Consider the following 20,487-nt stretch of genomic DNA (forward strand, 5'->3'; position numbering starts at 1 on the left):
CTAATCTGCACGTTAGTGCAGCAAGCATTACTTCACAAATTTGTATAAATATTAGCTTATATACATTTTTTCTTGAGTGTTGATTCATAAAGATTAATAAAGATACTGCAAAGAAATACATAAATTAATTGCTAGAAACAGCCAAACAAGGGTCTGCTTGATTGACCAAGGCTATCATACACGCCCCTCCATATAAAAACGCACTTCTCTAACTGGAAAAAAGTGTCCCAATTTATCAATCAAAAACTGTGTCATCTCTTTCAAGCGGTCACACACAGTTACCTCTCCGTTCTTGGTTAGGTCAAGCTTGGCAGCCTTTGCTCTTCAGTTTATCTTCCTATTGTCTTTACTATTTACAGTAATTTCATAAGGCTCGTTACCTACTATTGGCGATATTTCCTCGGCTTGTAGAAATTCAACAATCATTGATTCGATTTTAGTTCCAAGTGCTTTAGCTGTTGGATCAGAACTTAAGACAGAGGTACTTATTATAAAGCTCAACGGTTTATCCTTATAACCTACCCCTGTAACTTTAAACTCTTTTTTTGCCATAAGCCCATCAGCAATCGTAGGTGTAATTTGACCTCCTTTACCGGTTGGTCTTACCTCCGTTGTTACTCTAGTTACATTAATTTTATAACCTGAATATTTATTTCCGTCCGCAACTTCTAATGCCACTTTCTTAACACCATCTTGAACGGAATGGTAATACTCCTTGGAACCGACTATATTAATAAAAATTGTTTTCTCCGTTGGGTCAGTTTGTACCCTATCAAATTTATAGTTTAGTTCTTTTAATTTTTTTGTGACCTCATTTTCGATGATACTTTTTTCATTCAATTCTTCTTCACTAGGGACATAATCTTCTTTTCGCTCTTTTTTGACTTCTACGGAAAAGGCATCATAGCCTTTTGATTCTAAAATCTCTCCTACTATCTTTTTAACTTCATCTTTGACTTCGCTATAATAATCGTCTGTTCCTTCTACTGTTACATAGAATGTTTTTTGTGGCGAGTAACCCGTTCCTATTCCACTAATTTTGTACCCCTTTTCCTTCAATTCGTCAAAAATTAGGCTACCTATGGGTTCTGATTTAAAAATTGAACTTAAATATGGAATGGTTGAAATCACTTTTGCCATTGCAGGAGAAACAAAAGCAGAACTTATAAACAAACCAAGTAATAATACAGCAACACTGCTGAAAAACATTATTTTTCTTCTAAGACTCCATATTTTTCTATCACTCTTGCTTTCAGGTTTAAGTTGCCTTTCGTAATCTCTTTTTGCATTCTCCATCCCTAATATTACTCTGCTATTTAATTCCTCTGGGATCTCTATTTTATCTAACTCTTGTCTTATCTTATTGTCCATACATATCAGCCCTCCTAGTTTTTTTACGAAGGTTTTGTAATGCTCGATATAAAACGGATTTCACCGTGCTTAATGGTGTATTCAAAATCTCCGAAATCTCACTAAAAGTGTATCCTTGATAGTATTTTAGTAATAGAACAGTTTTTTCATCTTCATTTAGTGCGTCTAACAAATCTTGTAGTGTTAGTGTCAAAGGGATATCTTCCGTACTTTTAGATACAAATTCAACAACTTCCTTGTTTAAAGGAATCACTTTCTTTTTTTTTCTTAATAAATCAATAGCACAATTTATTGTAATTTTAATGATCCAAGTTTTAAAAAGCTTCAAGTCATTCAAAGTATTAAATTTTAGGTAGGACTGGTATGCTGTTTCCTGAACCACGTCTAGTGCATCATCTTTATTTTTCACGTAAACATACGCCATCCTATAAATAAACTGTTCGTATTGCCGAAATAGCCCTAAAAAAACTTCATCGTTATCCTCTGGAATTCTGTGATTAGACCCAATGATGTTGTTCACCTTCCTTTGTTTTTTTGTGTATACCTATTAGACGGAAAACTTCCTTTTTTAGCCGAAGGTTTTTTAATATATCCTAAAATACTTAGTCATTTTTGATAAGAATTTGTTTAATAGCAGAAAAGTAGTTCTACTATCAGACAGAACCTTAGCAAAAATACTAAGCAATTGTGACCTTATAGGCAATGAAAAAAGAATCTTCGATTGGAAGATCCTTTTTTACTTCTTATTAAAGTAAAGCACCCCGTTTGTTTAAGTACAATGTTTCACAAACTTTTTATTGTAAAGACCATTTTGGAAACTTGTCCTATTTTTCTTGAACCAAAAAGCCGAATATTAAACACTTTATTTTTTAGTGTCTGATATTCGGCCCACAGTTCAGTTATTTATTTTTCTACTTTCTTAAGGTTTTTAATTCCCCGCTCCAAACAATCACTTGGTCAAGCATTGCAGTGAAATTACCAAGCTGCAATTCGGTTAGAACACTGTAAAGCCTTATTTTTATCGATTGTTTGCTACCTCATCTCTGTCACTTGCTAGTGGTGGTTGTTCTAACCATTCATTTTCAATCATTATTTTTGAACCATCTGAGGCATATTGCCCGACTTCAGCCATTAAACGGCTATATTCAGCAGCTATATCTGTTCGAGGATTCGTAGAGATACTAGCCCCAATAAAAAGCCATTCCAAATGCTGTTAAAGATGTAACTTGAAACATCATTAACTTATCAGAAGGGAGGGTAAATTATTTTTCATTAGTTTTTGGCTAAACACATCAACATGCTTTTTTGAAATATCCCTGCCTCTAATGAAAATATTCTTTTACTTTGGGATGCTGAGCAACTTGACTGTAACCAATGAGAGTTTCAGCTCCGAGTGCATTCCGTTGGGTATTTGAATAAAGGTTGGTTATTTCTAATGCGGATAACGGTCTCACTTCACCAAAAAATCCTGCCAAAAAACTTTTCTCCTTCACAAATTCCACATTTTTAGGCATGGGAATATTCGGAGAGCGAACATATAAGCCTTTGGATAATAACACTTCCGTTGTCGTGGTAAGTAACTTTGTTGTTTCCATTAAGCATCCCGTATAAAAATTAATTACATCAGAACGAACAGATAAAGCAAGAACAGTACCACAAGTATTTAAACCTATGTTGCTTTGTCGTAATAAAAAGCGTAGATAATAACTGTCAGAAAAAAGACGTGGGCAATCTATATCAACGTCTTCATCTTCACTAAAACCATGCGGAATAGGGAAGTTCTCTTTATTAAAAAGGGCTGTCAATTTTGGAATATGAGATTGTGTACTTTGTAATGCATATTCTAAGACAGCTCTTATTTCTACATCTTCAACTGCTATCAGTTAGTTCAACAAGAAATGGAGATCGCCGCAGCGTCCCCATCTTTAACTCTTGCACCCGTTGGTTGACCAAGAGTTCTTTAAATTATTTAAGACTCCCAATTTGATCAAGCTCGCTCTTGTGCCGTAAAATTTTGGTTGACTACCTTTTTATTATTTAAGAAACGTGAAAATCCAAATGTTGTAATACTTGCAAACACAACACTTAACGCACTGAACCATGTAATTGAAGATAATGATATTTGTCCCACAATTACTCCACCTAAACCTGCACCAAAAGCAAAACCTAATTGCATCATGGATTGGTTTAGACCTAGCAACACATCTGAGGATTCAGGTGATATCGTTGCTAAATTATATTGCTGAGTTGCACCTGATGACCAGGCTGCAAATGACCAGACTGTCAATATAATAAATACTGCAATATTTGAATGTGATATGAATGAAAGCACGACTAAAGATGTTACGTTTACAAGCAACCCTCTTTTTAATGTGAAAATTACGCCTTTTTTATCTGCACTTAAGCCACCTAGTTTAGAACCAAATAAGCTTGCAACTCCAAGAACAAGAAAAGTAATGCTTAAAAGATGATCACTCATACCTACAGTATTTACAAGGAATGGAGATAAATAAGTAAAAATAATCGCGTACCCTGTCATTAAAAAGAAGGTGATTGATAATGCTAAAGCAATTTTTGGTTTTTTGAACATAGCAATTTGTCTCGTTAAAGGGATTGAAGCATCACCATTCATTTTTGGTATTGTATTTATAACAATAAAAATGACAAATAAAACTAATAATGCGATACCGATAAATACAAATTTCCAGCCATACGTAGATGTAATAAAACGTCCAATAGGAACGCCAATGATTAATGATGCGGTAAATCCCATGACAACTGTTGCAATTGAACTTGCCTTTTTATTAGCAGGGGCAATCTTTGCTGCGATACTTAAAACTGTAACGACCGCTACACCTGTACTTAAAGCCATAATAATGCGAGCAATCATAAATAATCCATACCCTGGTACAATCACTGAAAGTAAATTTCCTACAATAAAAACAAATAACGTATAGATCAGTAATTTACGTCTTTCCATTTTAGACGTTAATACCATTAATATAGGTGTACCGATTGCATAGGCTAATGAAAAGACTGTAATTAATTGACCAGCCGCTCCAATTGACACTCCTAGAGCATCTGCCATTTTATCCAAAATACCTGAGATGATGTATTGTGAAGTACCAACTAAAAAACTTATCAATGCTAAAATATAAATCTTTGCTGTATTTGACATGTGAAATTTTCTCCTCAATATCACTATTAATTTCTATATTTCTATAAAAACTGAAATAATATACAAAATGAAAGAATCTATATGAGCTTCATTCTATTCTAGTGCTTTAAATTAATGTACTAAGATGCTTCTTACTATCGTATTCTTCCAATTCTTTACCATTTTTTAAACGATGAATAAAATCAGGATTAGAAATTAATGGACGTCCGAAAGCAGCGACATCAATTATTCCTTCTTCAATCGCCTGATTCGCCATTTCTGGATTTAATGTACCTACCCCAATAATGACACCGTCCCAGTATTTTCGGACTAATTGATGCATCGTTTTTCCATTTGCAAGCACTCGATCAAATTGCATAATAGATGGGTGAACCATTGTTGCACCCGCTTCCTTAAATGCCTCAACAAATGTACGAATAGCCATTTCTGGATCTTCCCACATGTAATTTGGTATATCTGTTTTATGAGCAGAGAATCGGATCATTGTTCGTTCTGTACCGATTGCGTCGATAACTGCTTTAATTACTTCCTTCATGAACGTTAATCTTTGAGCAAGGTCACCACCATATTCGTCTGTACGATGATTTGTTATATCTGAATTAAATTGGTCAATTAAGTATCCGTGGGCACCGTTAATTTCCACACCGTCAAAACCTGCTGCTATTGCATTTTTCGCAGCTTGCGCAAATTGATTGATTACTTCATTAATATCTTCAATTGTCATTTCTTCAGGAACATCATATGGCTTACGGAAACGAGAGACAAGGCCTTCAGCGGGAATAGCTGATGGTGCTTGAGGAGGCAGATTTCCAGCAAGATCGTTATGAGATAAACGACCAACATGCCATATTTGAGCGATCATTGTTCCTCCCTCTTTATGCACAGCATCAGTCACTTTTTTCCATCCCTTTATTTGTTCATCTGAATAAATGCCTGGAATTCCAGGATAGCCTTTTCCACGAGGACTAATGATCGTTCCTTCTGAAATGATTAAACCAACTCCATCGGCAGCACGTTTTCGGTAATATTCAACAATATCCTCTCCTACTACCCCCGTTTGATCGTCTGCAAAGGTTCTTGTTAATGGTGCCATTGCGATACGAGAGCGTAAATTCCAAGCTCCGATTTTTATCGGTTCAAACAATTTACTTTCTAAACCATTTTTTAAATTTCCCCAAGAATTTGTTTCTTTGCTAATTTTACCCATACATTTTTCCTCCGTTCATTTCTGTTATTCGTTATTTCTATAAATACTGAAATTTAAATTAAAATTATTCCGCTTTGAAATTTAAAACAAAGCGGGAGCGTATTGTGCAAGGACTTCTCGTTGTAAACTGTAATATCTGAAGGTTCCCTCTCTACGAACTGCTAATAATCCGCATTCGAGTAATGGTTTTAAATGATGCGTCAATGTTGAATTGGCAGGGACTTTTAATTGATTTGCCATTTCCAGGCAAGCTAACTCTGATTGTTGAGCAAGTAATTTTACGATTTGTAAACGAGTCGATTCACCTAGTGCCTTATAGACTTTTACTGCAATATCATCATTCACCGCTAAAAACCTCCTTTCAGCAATTCTTACTTTAGTATTTATAGAAATATTGTAATTAATCAGAGATGCTCTGTCAATAGAATGCTTTTCCATTTTTTAATTCAAAGGCTGTTTTCTTAATTTAAGAATGTGATTGTGATTTCCACTTCATGATGCTCGCTTCTAAATAAAATAATTATATTAAAATATTTTTTAGTCTTCTGCACTTTAGTCTAATTATCTTTTTTAACAATAATTTTCAATCTTTTTCTTTTCGAATACAATTAACCTTAACTAACGTATTTTCCAATACTGCTTTCATTGTTATTGTCGTGAATGCCGTATGTATCACCACCATACGTACCGTTAGCATTTAATCCTAACCAACGTTTTCCTAATGGGGTGCGAGGATCGCCCCCAGGAATATGTCCCGTATAGTAAGGGCGACTTTTAATTTTGTTCACGATTTTAAAAATGCCAACAGATGTTTTATCCCACGTTTTCCTGTTGCTACTGGATCAACCATTTTAATATAACCATTATAAAAATACGCAAGCTTGTTGTAGTACTTGTTAATAATGATTAAATCTTGATTCGCTGGTTTATTTGCAGCTTCTGTTTTCCACTGATTTACTCCACATAATGCGAAAATCAGCAACCAAAGTTAAAAACCCTGACGGGTTTATCAAGAAAGCGAATTGTTGGATTACGGAGTCAAAATTGCAGCTCCCGTGATAAGATGGGTTAGGGTCAACAATTTTAGGGGAAATAAAAATGTGGAAGCAGACTGAGGTTTTCGCTGTTTTTATAAAAAATAGGATGGTTAGTCAACCATCCTATTTACCTTACCTATTTACCTTACCTATTTACCTTACCCATTGAACCACTTGGTCGAGGCTTCTTCTTGTTTTTTCACGTTTTGGCTCATGAATTCTATAGCCGAATGCCACCATAACGGAGACATCAAACTTGCCATCTTCAAGCAATCCTTCATTTTTCAAAATGTCATGCACCTGATTGTAGTTGAAACCTTCAATTGGGCAGGAATCAATTCCGATTTGAGCTGCAGCTGTCATCATATTACCGAGGGGGATATACGTTTGTTTACTTGCCCAGTCAAATAAGTAACGCTCGTTTTCCAATAGACGGAAATCCTCTTGGAACGTTTTCAGTCCATGAATCATTTGTTCTAAAACGTCTTCCGGCATTTGTTGGACATTTTTATAAATGTCTAAAATATAGTCAGAGTCGTAGCGCACATCTGTACGAGCAAGAAGGATGACGAAATGGCTTGCTGTTGGCAGCTGTCTTTGTGCACCCCAAGAAACGGCTTTTAATTTTTGTTTCAATTCCTCATTTTCGACCACTAAAAATTTCCACGGCTCAGACCCGATTGAACTTGGAGATAAGCGGCCAGTTTCTAAAATGAATTCAAAATCTTCATCGGAAATCCGTTTTGTCGGATCGAATTCTTTTGTAGCATAACGAAATTGATATGCCTTTAGAATTTCTTGTTTTTTATCTATGTTGTTCATCTATATACACACCTTTCTAAAAATCGTATTGTGCAAGGACTTCTCGTTGTAAACTGTAATATCTGAAGGTTCCCTCTCTGCGAACTGCTAATAATCCGCAATCGATTAATGGTTTTAAATGATGCGTCAATGTTGAATTGGCAGGGACTTTTAATTGATTTACCATTTCCATGCAAGCTACTCTGATTGTTGAGCAAGTAATTTTACGATTTGTAAACGAGTCGATTCACCTAGTGCCTTATAGACTTTTACTGCAATATCATTATTCACCGTTAAAAACCTCCTTTCAGTTATTCTTATTTCAGTATTTCTAGAAATATTGTAATTAATTAGAGATGCTCTGTCAAGAATGTGCTTTTCCATTTTTTAATTCAAAGGCTGTTTTCTTAATTTAAGAATGTGATTGTGATTTCCACTTCATGATGCCCTCTTCTAAATAAAAAAATTATATTAAAATAACCTTTAGTCTTCCGTACTTTAGTCTAACTATCTTTTTTAACAATAATTTTCAATCTTTTTCTTTTCAAAATAAATTTATTTCTTTAGAGTTTTTCACTAAAATAAAATAACGCACATCAGGTTAAATAAATATAAGAACAAATAGTCACCAAAACATAAAGCCTGTTTCATTGATTACCAAGTAATCATTGATACAGGCTATTTTAATATTCGTTATTTTACCATCGCCCCCGTTAGCCATCCATGAATCGCAAAAATCAGCGCTTCACCACAGAGAATGAAAATGGTTAGGAAGTGTCAATACTGTTACTGACCTTAATCCAGTCAACCCTAATCCATAGACTTATTAATTATCGCTCTCCTCTTTTTTTTAACGATTGAGCAGGGTCTTTTTAAGTTTTGTCATTTTTCTTATCATGAAGAAACTTATTTTCATGGTAGTTGAAGAAGCATCTAATTAATTAGCATTTAATCGATAAGATAATATATGACTTACCGATTAATCCTTTTATTTAGTCTTAACTATCGAAAACTTCTTAAATGCCAAGACTGCATTATGTCCTCCAAAACCAAAACCATTAGAAATAGCATAGTTTATTTCTGTCTTAACTGCATGGTTTGGAACGTAATCTAAATCACAATTTTCATCTGGTATTTCGTAATTAATAGTGGGAGGAGCTATATCTTCCATGATACTTTTGAGTGCTATAATGGACTCAATTCCCCCTGCAGCTCCGAAAAGGTGTCCAGTCATTGATTTGGTAGAACTCACCTTTAAATTATAAGCATGAATACCAAAAACACTTTTAATTGCTTTAGTTTCTGATTTATCTCCTTCAGGGGTACTAGTTCCATGGGCATTTATATAATTTACATCAGTAAGGTTGATTTCACCCATTTCTAAAGCTAATTTCATAGCATTTGCTGCACCGTTATAATCAGGGGAAGTAATATGATAGGCATCCGTTGTGGAACCATATCCAACAATTTCTCCTAAAATTGTCGCTCCTCTTTCTTTAGCGTGCTCATACTCTTCAAGGAATAATACACCTGCTCCTTCTGACATAACAAAGCCATCACGTTGACTGTCAAATGGACGGCTTGCCCTTTCAGGAATATCATTAAAAGTGGACATTGCTCTCATTCTTGAAAATCCAGCAAAAGCTAAAGGATTAATAGGAGCTTCAGCCCCTCCAGCTAATATTCCATCAGAGTAACCATGCCGAATATTTAAAAAAGCCTCCCCAATCGCTTGATTCCCTGTTGCACAAGCAGAAACAGGAGAATAGCTAGGTCCCTTAAATCCTGTTTTTATGGAAATAATACCAGAAGCCATATTACTAATCATCATAGGAACCATAAATGGAGAAACTCTTCTTGGTCCTTTTTCAATTAAGAATTTATGATTATCTAATATGGTATTAATTCCTCCAATACCTGAGCCAATATATACCCCGAATCGCTCCTTATTTATATTATCTACATCAATATTTGCTTGGTCTAAGGCTTGTTTAGCAGCAGCATAACCATATTGCACAAACAAATCATATTTCCCTAATTCTTTTTTATCAAGATATTGCTCTGCATTAAAGTCGGTTATAAAACCACCAATTTGAGTGCCTATATCTTTGAAGTCATCAGATTGAATTTTTTTGATCCCTGATTTACCTTCTTTAATATTATTCCAAAACTCTTCTACGTTATTTCCTAACGGTGAAACTACTCCATATCCAGTCACTACAACTCTACGTGGCATAATCAACACTCCTCTTAATTCTTCACACTATACTTAAAACGATTATTTCAAAAGACTTCTAAAAAGTTCGATTACATTTGAAAATAATGTATTCCCCCAAAACACGCTATATTGTAGTCCGCCTTTTGTGCTTGAAATCAGAAGGACAGCTAATGATTCTTTCCTGGAACATGCGAATCTATCACACTGTTTTGGATTTGAACATAGAATAATCACCTCGTTTTATGAATTTTATACTTGGTATTAATACCTGATACTAATTATACATAAAAAAAATTCTTCTTCAACTAACCTGCCACGTTAGTTCAACAAGAAAAAGCTGCCTTAATGACAGCTCTGACCTTCAACTCTAGCACCCGTTAGCTCAAGAAGAAAATTATTATTTTTTGGAAAAAATCTTTTTAAAAATTACAGAAGCAATAATTAATGCAATAAAACCAAGTAATAATTTAACTATTTGCGTCATCCCAGGTCTCAACCTGAGATTTATTCTTAATGTCATACTTCTCCATAATTTCTCTGGTGGTCAATTTCCCTTCAAGTTTATCTCTCACAGCCGCCCATTTAATTTCACTTGTATACACGTTTTTGCCCACGCAAAAACACCCCCGATAAATGTACTAACTACAGTGTAACATTTTCGAAGGTGTTTTATATTGTCTCAATAATTTAGGTTAGTCCATGCCGAGTTTTTCGGACAACCCTTTTTTATTGCATTCCAACGGCTATAACATATTATGTATGGACACCACAAAAGGAGGAATATCGGTGAAAGAGATTTTTTCAGAAATTTACAAGCACAACATGTGGGGAGGGACTGAATCAGTTTCAGGACCCGGTTCGTCCGTCTTCGAATCGCAAAAGCTGATTGAAAAACTCCCCATGCTGTTCGATCTTTTCGAGATTACATCGATTTTGGACGCCCCTTGTGGGGATTTCAACTGGATGAAACATGTTCCGAAAGGAAACATTAGCTACATCGGCGTGGACATCGTCGACGAAATAATTCAAAAGAACAACGAGCGTTATGCGGGCGAAAACGTCCGTTTCATGGTGAAGAACATCGTCGAAGACGAGCTTCCAGCTGCTGATATTGCCATCTGCCGGGATGTTTTCGTCCATCTGTCGTTCACCGACGTCAAAAAAGCGGTCGAAAATTTCCGAAAAAGCGGAATCAAATACCTTCTTGCAACCCATTTTCCAGGTTGGACCGAAAATAAGGATATCGATACCGGAGACTGGCGCCCTTTGAATCTCTGCCTCGCACCGTTCTCTTATCCGGATCCCATTCTTTTGATGAAAGAGACGACTTCAATCAAGACCATGGCTCTTTGGAAAATATCCGCCCTAAAATAAATAAGGCTGCTGAGGCAAGGGGACACTTTGGGGACAAATTTGAGCAAACTGTTTCCTATAGCAAAATCTCAATCATAATAAGACTTATTGAAATCCTTGTTATAACAATACTTTCATAATTAAACTGTTATAATCATAAAGTATATCCATCATTGACAGGGTTGAGGTCGGGGGTTCGAACCCCTCACAGGTCATTAACACAGAAAAGAAAAAACCCTTGTATACCAAGGTTTTTTCTGGTTTTTGATTAGTACAGTTAAAGGTAAAATAAATAATACAGTAAATTTGGGGACAATATGGGGACAAAATAAAAAACTCTTTTATGCCTTCTTTTGGTTTAATTGTTTAACAGGGGAGGCAAGTGTAAATGCACCCCAATGCATTAACATCATATGCTTGCCTTTTACATCTATATTAGCCTGTACAGATTCTTCCGGAAACATATGAGCCCAAGACCAGCGTCTATCATATTGACCACCTTCTATTAATGCAATATCAAAAGGTCCGTATTTATCGCCAATTTTCTTAAAATGTGCATCATAACCACCATCTCCACTGGTATAGAAACGTGTTTGTTTTCCAAGAATGACCCAACCACCCCAAAGGGTCGTATCTCGATTAAAAATCCTTCTTCCAGAGAAATGTTTGGATGGAGTTAATGCAATCGTTAAACCTTGAAACTCAGTTTCATCCCACCAATTAAGTTCTGTAATTTTTTCTTTTGCAACACCCCATCGAATCAAATGATTACTTACACCGTAAGGAACGAAGAAATGACCGACCTTGCTCTTTAGCTTCTTTATAGATTGATAATCTAAGTGATCATAATGATCATGCGTAATAAAGACAGCATCAATAGGAGGCATTTCTTTTATCATATCCAACATATCATCACTGTATCGTTTAGGTCCTACAAAGGAAACGGGAGATGCTATTGGACCTAACATGGGATCAATGAGTATCTTTTTATTATCGATACTAAGTAAAAAAGCAGAATGCCCAAACCAGGTTAAACTATCTTCTTTACTATTAATTTTGTTCCAATTAATCTCAGAAACAGGAATTTGACCAGAAGGATTGGTTTCTACAACTGAATTAGAGTCCTTAAATGTGGAGGGGCTATTATATGCACTCCCGTTCATCTTTGTTGATGCCCGGTAGACAAATTTCCCGTTATCATAATTATCAAACGTATTATATACCTCTTTTTGTTCCTTACTTGGGTTACCTCCGAAAGCTGGATGAATATTTATTAACAATGAAATGACAACTCCTAATACAACTAATAAAACCAATAAATAAATCAATATCTTCTTTATAATTCTTTTCTTTGGCTTTGGCGCAACATATTCGTTCATTTTCTGTGGTGTTGTAGTAAGTTCTTCGAATTTCGACATTCTTCCACCCTCCTTACATTATGAATAAATAAAAAAGATAAGCCGCCCTTTTAACGGAAAGAAGAAATGCCCCTTCTAAAAGAAAAAGTGGGGCATCCTTGTAACATAATGTTTTTTTAGAGTTCTTGACTTGTAGGACGAATAATCATCTCATTAATTGCTACATCAGATTTCTTTCATTTATCTAAATTGCACCACATACTGGATGTGGTACATACGGTTCCTCTAGGTATGTAATTTCTTCAGATGTTAATGTAACTGATAAAGCACCCACTGCATCTTCAAGATGGGGGATTTTCGTCGCCCCGATAATAGAAGCTGTTACCGGTTCCTTTTGTAGAAGCCAAGCAATTGCGACTTGTACTACGAAGAACACCGTGTATTTCAGCCAGTTCTCCAACCCGCTCTGCGATCAATCGGTCAGTGCTGAAGTTGCATCGTACTTAGATTTCTGCGTTTAGTCGGTTTCGGAACGAAGTGTGGTTTCCGACCAATTACGAGTCAATCTACCTGACGCATGCGGGCTGTTTGGAGTCACCCCGATTCTTTCCTCCTTACAAAATGGCAACATCTCCCACTATTTAGACTTGGAAAGTCGATGCTTCTTTAAACATCGCACCCAAACTTGAAATATTGAAAGAAGTTCGATAGTTAAGTTAAAACTATTACATCATAAAAATTATAAATATAACATTCACTTATCCTTGTACCACTCACCAGACATATATTTTTTAGGGATACTTTGCTCAAACGGATTACTATACCCTAATTTTTCTAGAGACTCCAACCATAATCTCCTTTTCGAGTTAGGCAATTTTGTACCACACCAAGGACAATATATTATATAGATAGTTGAAGTACGACTAGCCTCCTGCATTACTATCCCATATTCATCAAAGATTCCTTCTCGGACTTGATCACTTGTAACTAACAACGTCGATGTCATCGCCATTTTTTTAAGTCGGTTTATGACTTTTTCGTCATCCTCAAAATATAGGCATTCATCGATTATATAGTCAGGTTGATATGACAGTTTATATTTTTTTGGAACTGCCATGCATACAGAAGCACCAATATATCTCCTATTTTTTATCAAGCTTCTTTTTGGCAAGCCATGTGGAAATGTGATCTGCAACTTCTGCATTGTTCAAATCTGACATAATAAAGTGGGTATTTCCACGAAATCCTTCAGACGGAAGATCAACAACAGTTACATCTCCGCCGTGCTTATTTACAACATCTGCCCATTCGTATGCCATCTCTCTGGAAGCTCTCCAGAAATCCTGTGGAATAGACGTAGAGGCTTCTTTTGGGATGTTATCGCCAAAATAAATGATTATTGGAATCTTAGCCAGCTTTTCAAAGTCCTTATCCGATACAATAACAGGTTCAAACTTTCCACCCATTAGACCATTATAACGATTAGGAATTGCCTCTGGTGCCTCACCTTTCGGGAACATATAGGTTGCCGGCTCAAGGGCGACGATTGCACGGACATAATCGCTTTTGATTGCAGTAGTCCATCCAAATCCGCCGCTTTGAGAATGTGTTAAAAGAATACCTGGTCCTGTTTTCTCAAATACAGTTGTCATCGCATTTGTAATCACATCTGCGTCAAACGCTCCGATATTTGGGGTCATCTGACGGAAAAACTGGTCAATGGATTTCTCATCCCGCGGAAACTGTACTCCATCATAAAAATCAGGATACTTACCAATACGGAACTGGTCAAACCACATTTGATCCTGTGACGCAGAAGGAACCGTTGCATCCTCCGTACTCTGACCCGCTTGACCACGGCGCGGTTGGTCTACCAAGTATACGCCATATCCTTTTCTCAGAAATATATTCTGAAATCCATCCCGCCCATCGGGAGTTGTACTCCAGCTTCTACCTGATTGACCGTATCCATGCAAAAAAATCATGGGATATTGCTTTGCATTTTGAGGAATTTGATAAAGAACCGATGCGTGATCGCCATGGACAGTTTGCCCGTCTGTTGTTTCATAAGCCTTATCCGGATCAAACTTTCCGGCATTTGTCCGAACAGTACCACCCGCAGCAAAGGATCCTTGCTCCTGAATGATCAGCGGTTTTTGCTTGCCGTTTTTGGCAGCTTGTTCTTGACTGTTCAGCGGTTCTGGCTTGTCTATTTTGGCAGCTAATGCACTCCCTGACACAATAAGTCCAGCTGACAGTAGGAGTGCGGAAAAGATTTTTTTATACTTCATAACTCTTAGAATCCTCCTATAAATTAATGAATTTCTAAGTAAATCAGTGGGGTTAGAATCGGCGGTCTTGGCTTTCAATTCCACGGGAAAGCACATTGAAGTAATAAAGCAGTGCGGGTAACCTTATTATTCAATAAAATGGAAAACGACCGGTATCCCAATCCTATCAAATGTTTGCCTAATCCTCTCGCCTTCATTTATGCAATCAACTAATAAGCATTATAATGGGACTATCAGGGTTAAAGGAGGATCTTATCTTATGTTTGAATATATCTTTAAACAGCAAGATGAGATCGCCACACTAATTGACTGTCACGTAGTTGGAGACGGTGTTCACAAAATTCCTTTTTTTATTTTTCTTGTGTCTCTCGGATATGGGCGAACCTCGTTCGGAGTTTACGAGCTTTCCTTATCATTGTGGTTCAAGGGGCGAAGGAGGAATGGTCTGATGAAAAGAGGTAATTCACAGAGCTGTACTTGAAGCGCTCCTCTGCTAATCTGGATTTGCCGGTTACCGCCCAGGTCATGGAAGCCTCTTCTGACGTTCAGTATTTGGGATTTAAACTTGAATATACACCGAGTCAAATCTTGGAGGTTTTAAGTTATTCTGAAATTCGAGTAGGATCGAAAGAAAATGCTAAGCGAGGTATGTTTGTCAGCCGAATGGAGTTATCTTTCCCGTGCCAAATGGCGGGGGTTAATTTTTATAGTGGAAAGGATAAATCCCGTCTGTACGGTGTCTTTTACTTACAATAAAAAATCAGATTGTGAATAATTACACTTAAACTAATCTGCCACTTTAGTTGAATAACGAAAATGAAAAAGGACTGCCGAAACAGTCCAATTGTTGTGAAAGTAAAGCACCCGTTAGTTCAACAAGCACCTTCTCTTCTAGTGGTATTATGTTCGTTTTGTCCAATAACTCATTTTCATTTCGCTCGACAAAGTTCACATATTCTTTCCTTCGGTTCTCGAAGAATGGAAAAGGAAGGTTTTTGAATTAAAAACGTATCTTTTTGAAAGAAGTTAGTCATTATTTCTAATGGAATTTCATGCCAATCTTCTTCTAAATATTTATACGATAATCCAATATTACTACTTTAGATATAAAGGCTAAAGGAAAATAGAAGGATTTACTTTCCTCTTTCGTCTCTTAAAATACAAAGTAGGAGGTTGAGCATCATGCTATTGCTTCAAATATTGGATGGAATGCTATTTTTCGATAAAAATAGGAACATGTAGAAGTATAATGGAAACATGTAGTTTAAGTTAAGAAAGGTTGATAAAGTTGGGGGAATTTCTAAATTTTTCATATAAGGATTTTAGGTACAAACTTTATGTTCCTAGCGAATATCAAGCGGAAAAAGATACTCCGTTGATGGTGATGCTTCATGGATGTGAACAAGATCCGGATGATTTTGCTGCTGGAACAAATATGAACGAGCTTGCAGAAAAAGAAAACTTTCTCGTACTCTATCCTGACATGAATCACCTGTTTAATCCTTCGAATCCGGCTGCTTATAACCCTTTTGGCTGCTGGAACTGGTTTTTGGATAAAAATCAGCACCGTGGAGAGGGACATCCCAGGTTAATTAATGCGATCATTAATCAGATTAAAGGTAAATACAGCATTGATTCAAGTAAGGTGTACGCAGTTGGCTTATCTGCAGGTGCGGCACTCGCTTGCATTCTTGGAGTTACCTATCCAGATGTATTTAGCGGTATCGGAGTGTGTGCGGGACTTCCCTATGATGCTGCGAATGTATTTTTTCTAACCGATCCAATGGCTAAGGCTGCTAAAGAAAGCATGCAAAAAGGCGTTTCGGACCCCTATGCATGCGGTAACAGCGCCTTTCAGGAAATGGGAAAGTTCAAGAAGAAAATGCCTGTTATTGTTTTCCATGGTATCTGCGATACGGTTGTACATCCCATTAATGGACAACAGGTTATCATACAGTGGGCACAAACTAATTTTCTTGTAGAAGGTGGTACAGGAAGAGCTAATATTACACCCCACCAGGTCAAATCAGATCTTATCAATGGAAAAAGTTGTACTAAACATGTATACGGTGATGGGGGCGGTGAACTTTTAATGGAACTATGGATGATCGATCAAATGGGGCACGCATGGTCTGGCGGGAGCTCAAATGGTTCATATACCGACCCATTAGGGCCAAATGCAACAGAAATCATTTGGAATTTTTTCACCAAACATCATCAGCACACTGTTGAAAATCTGGTCGAAACACCTAAAAAGAACTTTTTTCGTGACCTTTTTACAAAGCTTTTTAAGAAAAGAGGATAAAACTATTCATCTTATTCTCTTAGGTCCACCTACTCCAACCACATCCTCGAATGCCACCCGCTTTAAACTCGCATGGCTTTACTGCTTCACGAAGTTGATGAGTAATTGGATCAGCGTAATGAATTAGACAAGTTACTTCCTTGGTAAATCCGTCATCCTATATTGTCAGCTTTACCGATAAGTTTTCCGCCTTTGCGTAGCCATCTTCTGGTCGAACTCCTCCATTTCATTAATGGCGTTCTTCAACTAAAGCACCCGTTAATTGAAGAGTTAATGATAGATAATTAAAAGAATCCCTAAAAATATAAATCCAAAAAGAATGATTAAACCACTTGTGTCTAGGAGGACACCTATTACCGCCCATAAGAAATAGAAAATTTTAATTTTTGTACTTTCATTTTTATAATTTTTATAAGATTCTTTAATTAACCACCCTAAAATGCTACATCCCACAACAACCAATATAATACCAATAGTCATTATTTTCATAAACGTCCCTCGGTTATAAAATAATTTTCTTCATATACCTGTTAGTTTGTCACTTTTCTTGTTCAACTCCCTCAGTTTGATACGAATATCTCTCGAATGCTCACTTATTCGCAGGATTTCATAACCCTTGTAATTGAATTTACGGGTCATTGAAATGAGATCAGATCATTTTGGCTTCGTGAAGGCATAGTTAAATAAAGGAGTTAGCTAATACTCCATATTTTACCATATAATGTACATCTCCACGCCGCCCCTGGAGGCTTTCCCTCCCATGTCTCAACGGGTCAATTGCCCTCTCATTCCTTCGTCATGCCTATCCAAGGGGTGGAGGCCAGTTATGATAACCTGATGGGTCGCAGTGCCCTTTTGTTGAACAAACCTGGTACTCCGTACATATTTGAAATCCTACGAATAAGACAACATTCAAAATTAAGGTTAACTATTTTAATTGATACATATTATAAACTAATGATTTATTTCTAGGCTGCTAAAGGGATTAATTCTTTTATTTTATTTGGACAGTAAGACTCGTTTCGTCGTGCTATTCCTACAAAAATCCTTGCTAATTTACCTATCAGTTTCATTATTGATTTCATTTTCTTTAGCTTCTTAACCTTCACATTATGGGAATGCATTGCTTTAAATTCAGGATTATTCATCACAAGGCTCATGGTTACTAAGTATAGGAAACGTCGTAGTCTTGACCTTCCACGCTTCGAAATAACAATCTGACCTTTCCACTTTCCAGAACTTGCTTCAGCTAGATGTAATCCTGCATGACGTAATAGAGAGTTTCCGTGAGAGAATCCACTTAGATCACCTGACTCACCTAGTATCCCAGCTAATGAAATTTCACTTATTCCTTTAATCATAAGTAGTTTTTTTGCAAATGGTATTTTATTGAGAACTTCTTTAACTTGTTGTTCAACTCTTTCGAGTTGTTTTATAGCGAGGTCATATTCTTCTAATAATTGTTCTAGGTGGAATTTATAAGCATCAAGAGCTTGTCCAGTTCCAATAGAAGTTTTTGCTAGGTTGATCAATAATTGAGCTTTTTTAGGTCCTGGTTATCTTTTCATTAATGACTTCCATCCCCTCTGGACATCTAGTGACTCCATTGAAGATATTTCATCTGGAGTTGGAAACAAACGAAGGGTTGCGATGGCTCCTTTGCACGAAACATCGTTAAACACTTGTCGCAGCTCTGGAAAGACAATATCCACCCATCGATTTATTTGATTTAGAGACATTACAAGACGTTTTACAATCACATCACGGTTAGACATAAGAACTCTAAGTTTCTCAAATGATTCTGAGGATGGGCGAATAAAAGAATAGTATCCGTTTTTGACCATATCTGCGATAACTAATGCATCTTTTTTATCACTCTTAGATTGAGTATTATCACGATTCTCTTTATTCCTTTTTACTAAGTGAGGATTGACAGTTACTACCTCAATTTTTTGGTTAAATAACCATTTTGAAAGGTTAATCCAGTAATGGCCTGTAGGCTCCATACCTACTATTGCTGCATCTAAGTTTTTTAATCTTTTTAAATCATGAATCCAGTTTAGTAGTTTAACAAACCCCTCTTCATTATTTTCAAATGTAATAGGGTCTCCCACTACAATTCCACGGAAGTTAACTGCTCTTGCAACGTGTAATTGTTGAGCGATATCCACACCAACAATAAGATGTGTATCGGAAATTCTTTCGATTAGTTGATTTTGTTTGTCTTGCATTTTAAAATTCATAGTAGGGCTTCCTCCTTAAGACTTTGAGTTAGATTGGTCTCTATACTCGTATCTTACTGAGGGGCTCTATTTTTTTCAAACCTGATATTTAACGATCTACAGGAATGCTAACCTGCCCAGTTAGTTTAAGTGAAAATATTCACAATCTATTCACCATTACCTTACAACATCGGTAAGAACATAAAAAGAAAAACTCTAATTAATACAGGAATTTAATCAAACTTTATTTTAAAGCTACAGCATTAAAACAATAAAAGCCTACTCATTAACGAGTGGGCTTATTTTCGTTATCTTTATCCAATTTTACATTTACGCGCCTTAGAGGATTCGAACCGCTGACCTCCTGCGTGCAAAGCAGGTGCTCTCCCAGCTGAGCTAAGGCCCCAAGGCCCCATAGTGTTAATATCCAGTTCGACTGGTCGGGAAGACAGGATTATGCTGTTTATGTTCATGCTCTGGTCCATTCTTGTCAGCTTGCAACTGTTCTTCCCAAATGCTTTCCCATTCTTTTAAACCATTCCAAATATGGTCCATTATAATACCGGCACCTTTTCTTCCTGTTCCTTCAAAGCACGATACAAGGCAGATCTAGAGACGGAAGTCATTCCCGTGATTTCTTTAACCGTGTATTTGTTCAATTTATAAAGCTCAATGGCGTGTTTAAGACCAGCGTGTTTCTTGTGGTATTTCTTCGGTCTTCCTTCATAAACACCTTTACTTTTAGCAATCTCGATTCCATTCCGCTGTTTCTCTTTTAAAATGGTCCTTTCCATTTCAGCAAAGCCAGCCATGATTGTTAAAAAGAACTTTCCTGTTGGCGTCCTGGTATCTATGTTCATATCAAGAATCACAAGATTAATATTCCTAGCTTCAAAATCCTCAACCAATTCTATTAGTTGTCTGGAGCTTCTTCCTAATCGGTCCATCCGGATTACTACAATCGTGTCTCCAGATTCCAACTTGTCTAATAGCTTGTCTAATTCTGGTCTTTGTTTGGATACACCAGAAATTTTTTCGTGTACAATTTCATCGACTCCGAATTTAGAAAGGGCTGCAAACTGAGTGTCCAAATTCTGATCCTTGGAACTGACCCTAGCATATCCGTAAATCATTTTCTTCCCCCCA

20 protein-coding genes, 1 tRNA gene and 2 pseudogenes are annotated in these 20,487 nt (G+C 36.5%); 3 read left to right on the forward strand and 20 right to left on the reverse strand.

Annotated elements, in window-relative coordinates; genetic code table 11:
• Nucleotides 1-324: 324 nt before the first annotated feature.
• The 12 genes from QF028_RS11440 to QF028_RS11495 form a co-directional block, all read right to left on the reverse strand.
• Complete coding sequence (locus tag QF028_RS11440; protein ID WP_429465489.1) at nucleotides 325-1,371, reverse strand: DUF4030 domain-containing protein; 1,047 nt, start codon at nucleotides 1,369-1,371, stop codon at nucleotides 325-327.
• A complete protein-coding gene (locus tag QF028_RS11445; RefSeq protein WP_429465491.1) occupies nucleotides 1,361-1,891 on the reverse strand; it encodes a sigma-70 family RNA polymerase sigma factor in 531 nt (176 codons plus the stop codon). Before QF028_RS11445 ends, QF028_RS11440 begins: the two co-directional genes overlap by 11 nt.
• A 498-nt stretch (nucleotides 1,892-2,389) precedes the next feature.
• The gene (locus QF028_RS11450) at nucleotides 2,390-2,578 is read right to left on the reverse strand and encodes a DUF3231 family protein (RefSeq protein ID WP_375540619.1); all 189 of its coding nucleotides are present in this window, start codon (nucleotides 2,576-2,578) and stop codon (nucleotides 2,390-2,392) included.
• 115 nt (nucleotides 2,579-2,693) lie between these two features.
• Complete coding sequence (locus QF028_RS11455; RefSeq protein ID WP_429472280.1) at nucleotides 2,694-3,254, reverse strand: DUF3231 family protein; 561 nt, start codon at nucleotides 3,252-3,254, stop codon at nucleotides 2,694-2,696.
• A 104-nt stretch (nucleotides 3,255-3,358) separates the two neighbouring features.
• On the reverse strand, nucleotides 3,359-4,549 hold the full coding sequence (locus tag QF028_RS11460) for an MFS transporter (protein ID WP_251438190.1): 1,191 nt from the start codon (nucleotides 4,547-4,549) through the stop codon (nucleotides 3,359-3,361).
• Between the two features lie 106 nt (nucleotides 4,550-4,655).
• Nucleotides 4,656-5,756 (reverse strand): alkene reductase, encoded by a 1,101-nt coding sequence (locus QF028_RS11465; protein WP_328050652.1) that lies wholly within the window; start codon nucleotides 5,754-5,756, stop codon nucleotides 4,656-4,658.
• 81 nt (nucleotides 5,757-5,837) lie between these two features.
• Nucleotides 5,838-6,101 carry an ArsR/SmtB family transcription factor gene (locus tag QF028_RS11470; RefSeq protein WP_113754217.1) on the reverse strand — a complete coding sequence of 88 codons (264 nt, stop codon included), beginning with the start codon at nucleotides 6,099-6,101 and terminating at the stop codon, nucleotides 5,838-5,840.
• 439 nt (nucleotides 6,102-6,540) lie between these two features.
• A complete protein-coding gene (locus QF028_RS11475; protein ID WP_429465495.1) occupies nucleotides 6,541-6,738 on the reverse strand; it encodes a hypothetical protein in 198 nt (65 codons plus the stop codon).
• A 208-nt stretch (nucleotides 6,739-6,946) separates the two neighbouring features.
• The gene (locus QF028_RS11480) at nucleotides 6,947-7,615 is read right to left on the reverse strand and encodes an NAD(P)H-dependent oxidoreductase (RefSeq protein WP_429465497.1); all 669 of its coding nucleotides are present in this window, start codon (nucleotides 7,613-7,615) and stop codon (nucleotides 6,947-6,949) included.
• 16 nt (nucleotides 7,616-7,631) lie between these two features.
• A complete protein-coding gene (locus tag QF028_RS11485; RefSeq protein WP_429465500.1) occupies nucleotides 7,632-7,787 on the reverse strand; it encodes an ArsR/SmtB family transcription factor in 156 nt (51 codons plus the stop codon).
• Between the two features lie 795 nt (nucleotides 7,788-8,582).
• Complete coding sequence (fabF, locus tag QF028_RS11490; protein ID WP_251438195.1) at nucleotides 8,583-9,830, reverse strand: beta-ketoacyl-ACP synthase II; 1,248 nt, start codon at nucleotides 9,828-9,830, stop codon at nucleotides 8,583-8,585.
• 449 nt (nucleotides 9,831-10,279) lie between these two features.
• Nucleotides 10,280-10,426 carry a hypothetical protein gene (locus QF028_RS11495; protein ID WP_429465502.1) on the reverse strand — a complete coding sequence of 49 codons (147 nt, stop codon included), beginning with the start codon at nucleotides 10,424-10,426 and terminating at the stop codon, nucleotides 10,280-10,282.
• Nucleotides 10,427-10,598: 172 nt separating this feature from the next.
• Between QF028_RS11495 and QF028_RS11500 the strand changes: the two genes are divergently transcribed.
• Nucleotides 10,599-11,186, forward strand: a complete 588-nt coding sequence (locus QF028_RS11500; protein WP_429465504.1) for a class I SAM-dependent methyltransferase — start codon at nucleotides 10,599-10,601, stop codon at nucleotides 11,184-11,186.
• Between the two features lie 320 nt (nucleotides 11,187-11,506).
• Here QF028_RS11500 and QF028_RS11505 read toward each other — a convergent pair whose 3' ends face one another.
• The 4 genes and pseudogenes from QF028_RS11505 to QF028_RS11520 all read right to left on the reverse strand — a co-directional run bounded on the left by QF028_RS11505 (nucleotide 11,507) and on the right by QF028_RS11520 (nucleotide 14,814).
• A complete protein-coding gene (locus QF028_RS11505) occupies nucleotides 11,507-12,583 on the reverse strand; it encodes an MBL fold metallo-hydrolase (RefSeq protein ID WP_429465506.1) in 1,077 nt (358 codons plus the stop codon).
• Between the two features lie 184 nt (nucleotides 12,584-12,767).
• A pseudogene (locus QF028_RS11510) lies at nucleotides 12,768-13,157 on the reverse strand (aldo/keto reductase); the annotation flags it as partial.
• A 120-nt stretch (nucleotides 13,158-13,277) separates the two neighbouring features.
• On the reverse strand, nucleotides 13,278-13,640 hold the full coding sequence (locus QF028_RS11515; RefSeq protein ID WP_429465508.1) for a DUF6980 family protein: 363 nt from the start codon (nucleotides 13,638-13,640) through the stop codon (nucleotides 13,278-13,280).
• 25 nt (nucleotides 13,641-13,665) lie between these two features.
• Complete coding sequence (locus tag QF028_RS11520; RefSeq protein ID WP_429465510.1) at nucleotides 13,666-14,814, reverse strand: alpha/beta hydrolase; 1,149 nt, start codon at nucleotides 14,812-14,814, stop codon at nucleotides 13,666-13,668.
• Between the two features lie 504 nt (nucleotides 14,815-15,318).
• On the opposite strand from QF028_RS11520, the gene QF028_RS11525 reads away from it, so the two are divergent.
• Nucleotides 15,319-15,570, forward strand: a complete 252-nt coding sequence (locus QF028_RS11525) for an AraC family transcriptional regulator N-terminal domain-containing protein (RefSeq protein WP_429472282.1) — start codon at nucleotides 15,319-15,321, stop codon at nucleotides 15,568-15,570.
• Between the two features lie 532 nt (nucleotides 15,571-16,102).
• Nucleotides 16,103-17,119: an extracellular catalytic domain type 1 short-chain-length polyhydroxyalkanoate depolymerase gene (locus QF028_RS11530; protein ID WP_429465512.1), complete on the forward strand. Its 1,017-nt coding sequence runs from the start codon at nucleotides 16,103-16,105 to the stop codon at nucleotides 17,117-17,119.
• A 968-nt stretch (nucleotides 17,120-18,087) separates the two neighbouring features.
• Here the strand turns inward: QF028_RS11530 and QF028_RS11535 are convergent.
• The 4 genes and pseudogenes from QF028_RS11535 to QF028_RS11550 form a co-directional block, all read right to left on the reverse strand.
• Nucleotides 18,088-19,362 (reverse strand): annotated as a pseudogene (locus tag QF028_RS11535) (IS110 family transposase).
• A 312-nt stretch (nucleotides 19,363-19,674) separates the two neighbouring features.
• Nucleotides 19,675-19,746 (reverse strand) — tRNA-Ala (locus QF028_RS11540).
• Between the two features lie 15 nt (nucleotides 19,747-19,761).
• The gene (locus tag QF028_RS11545) at nucleotides 19,762-19,896 is read right to left on the reverse strand and encodes a hypothetical protein (RefSeq protein ID WP_255286785.1); all 135 of its coding nucleotides are present in this window, start codon (nucleotides 19,894-19,896) and stop codon (nucleotides 19,762-19,764) included.
• The gene (locus QF028_RS11550; protein ID WP_429465515.1) at nucleotides 19,896-20,474 is read right to left on the reverse strand and encodes a recombinase family protein; all 579 of its coding nucleotides are present in this window, start codon (nucleotides 20,472-20,474) and stop codon (nucleotides 19,896-19,898) included. The genes QF028_RS11545 and QF028_RS11550 overlap by 1 nt, the downstream gene beginning before the upstream one ends.
• Nucleotides 20,475-20,487 lie beyond the last annotated feature (13 nt).

This window comes from Neobacillus sp. B4I6, assembly GCF_050434045.1.
Lineage (GTDB): Bacteria > Bacillota > Bacilli > Bacillales > Cytobacillaceae > Neobacillus.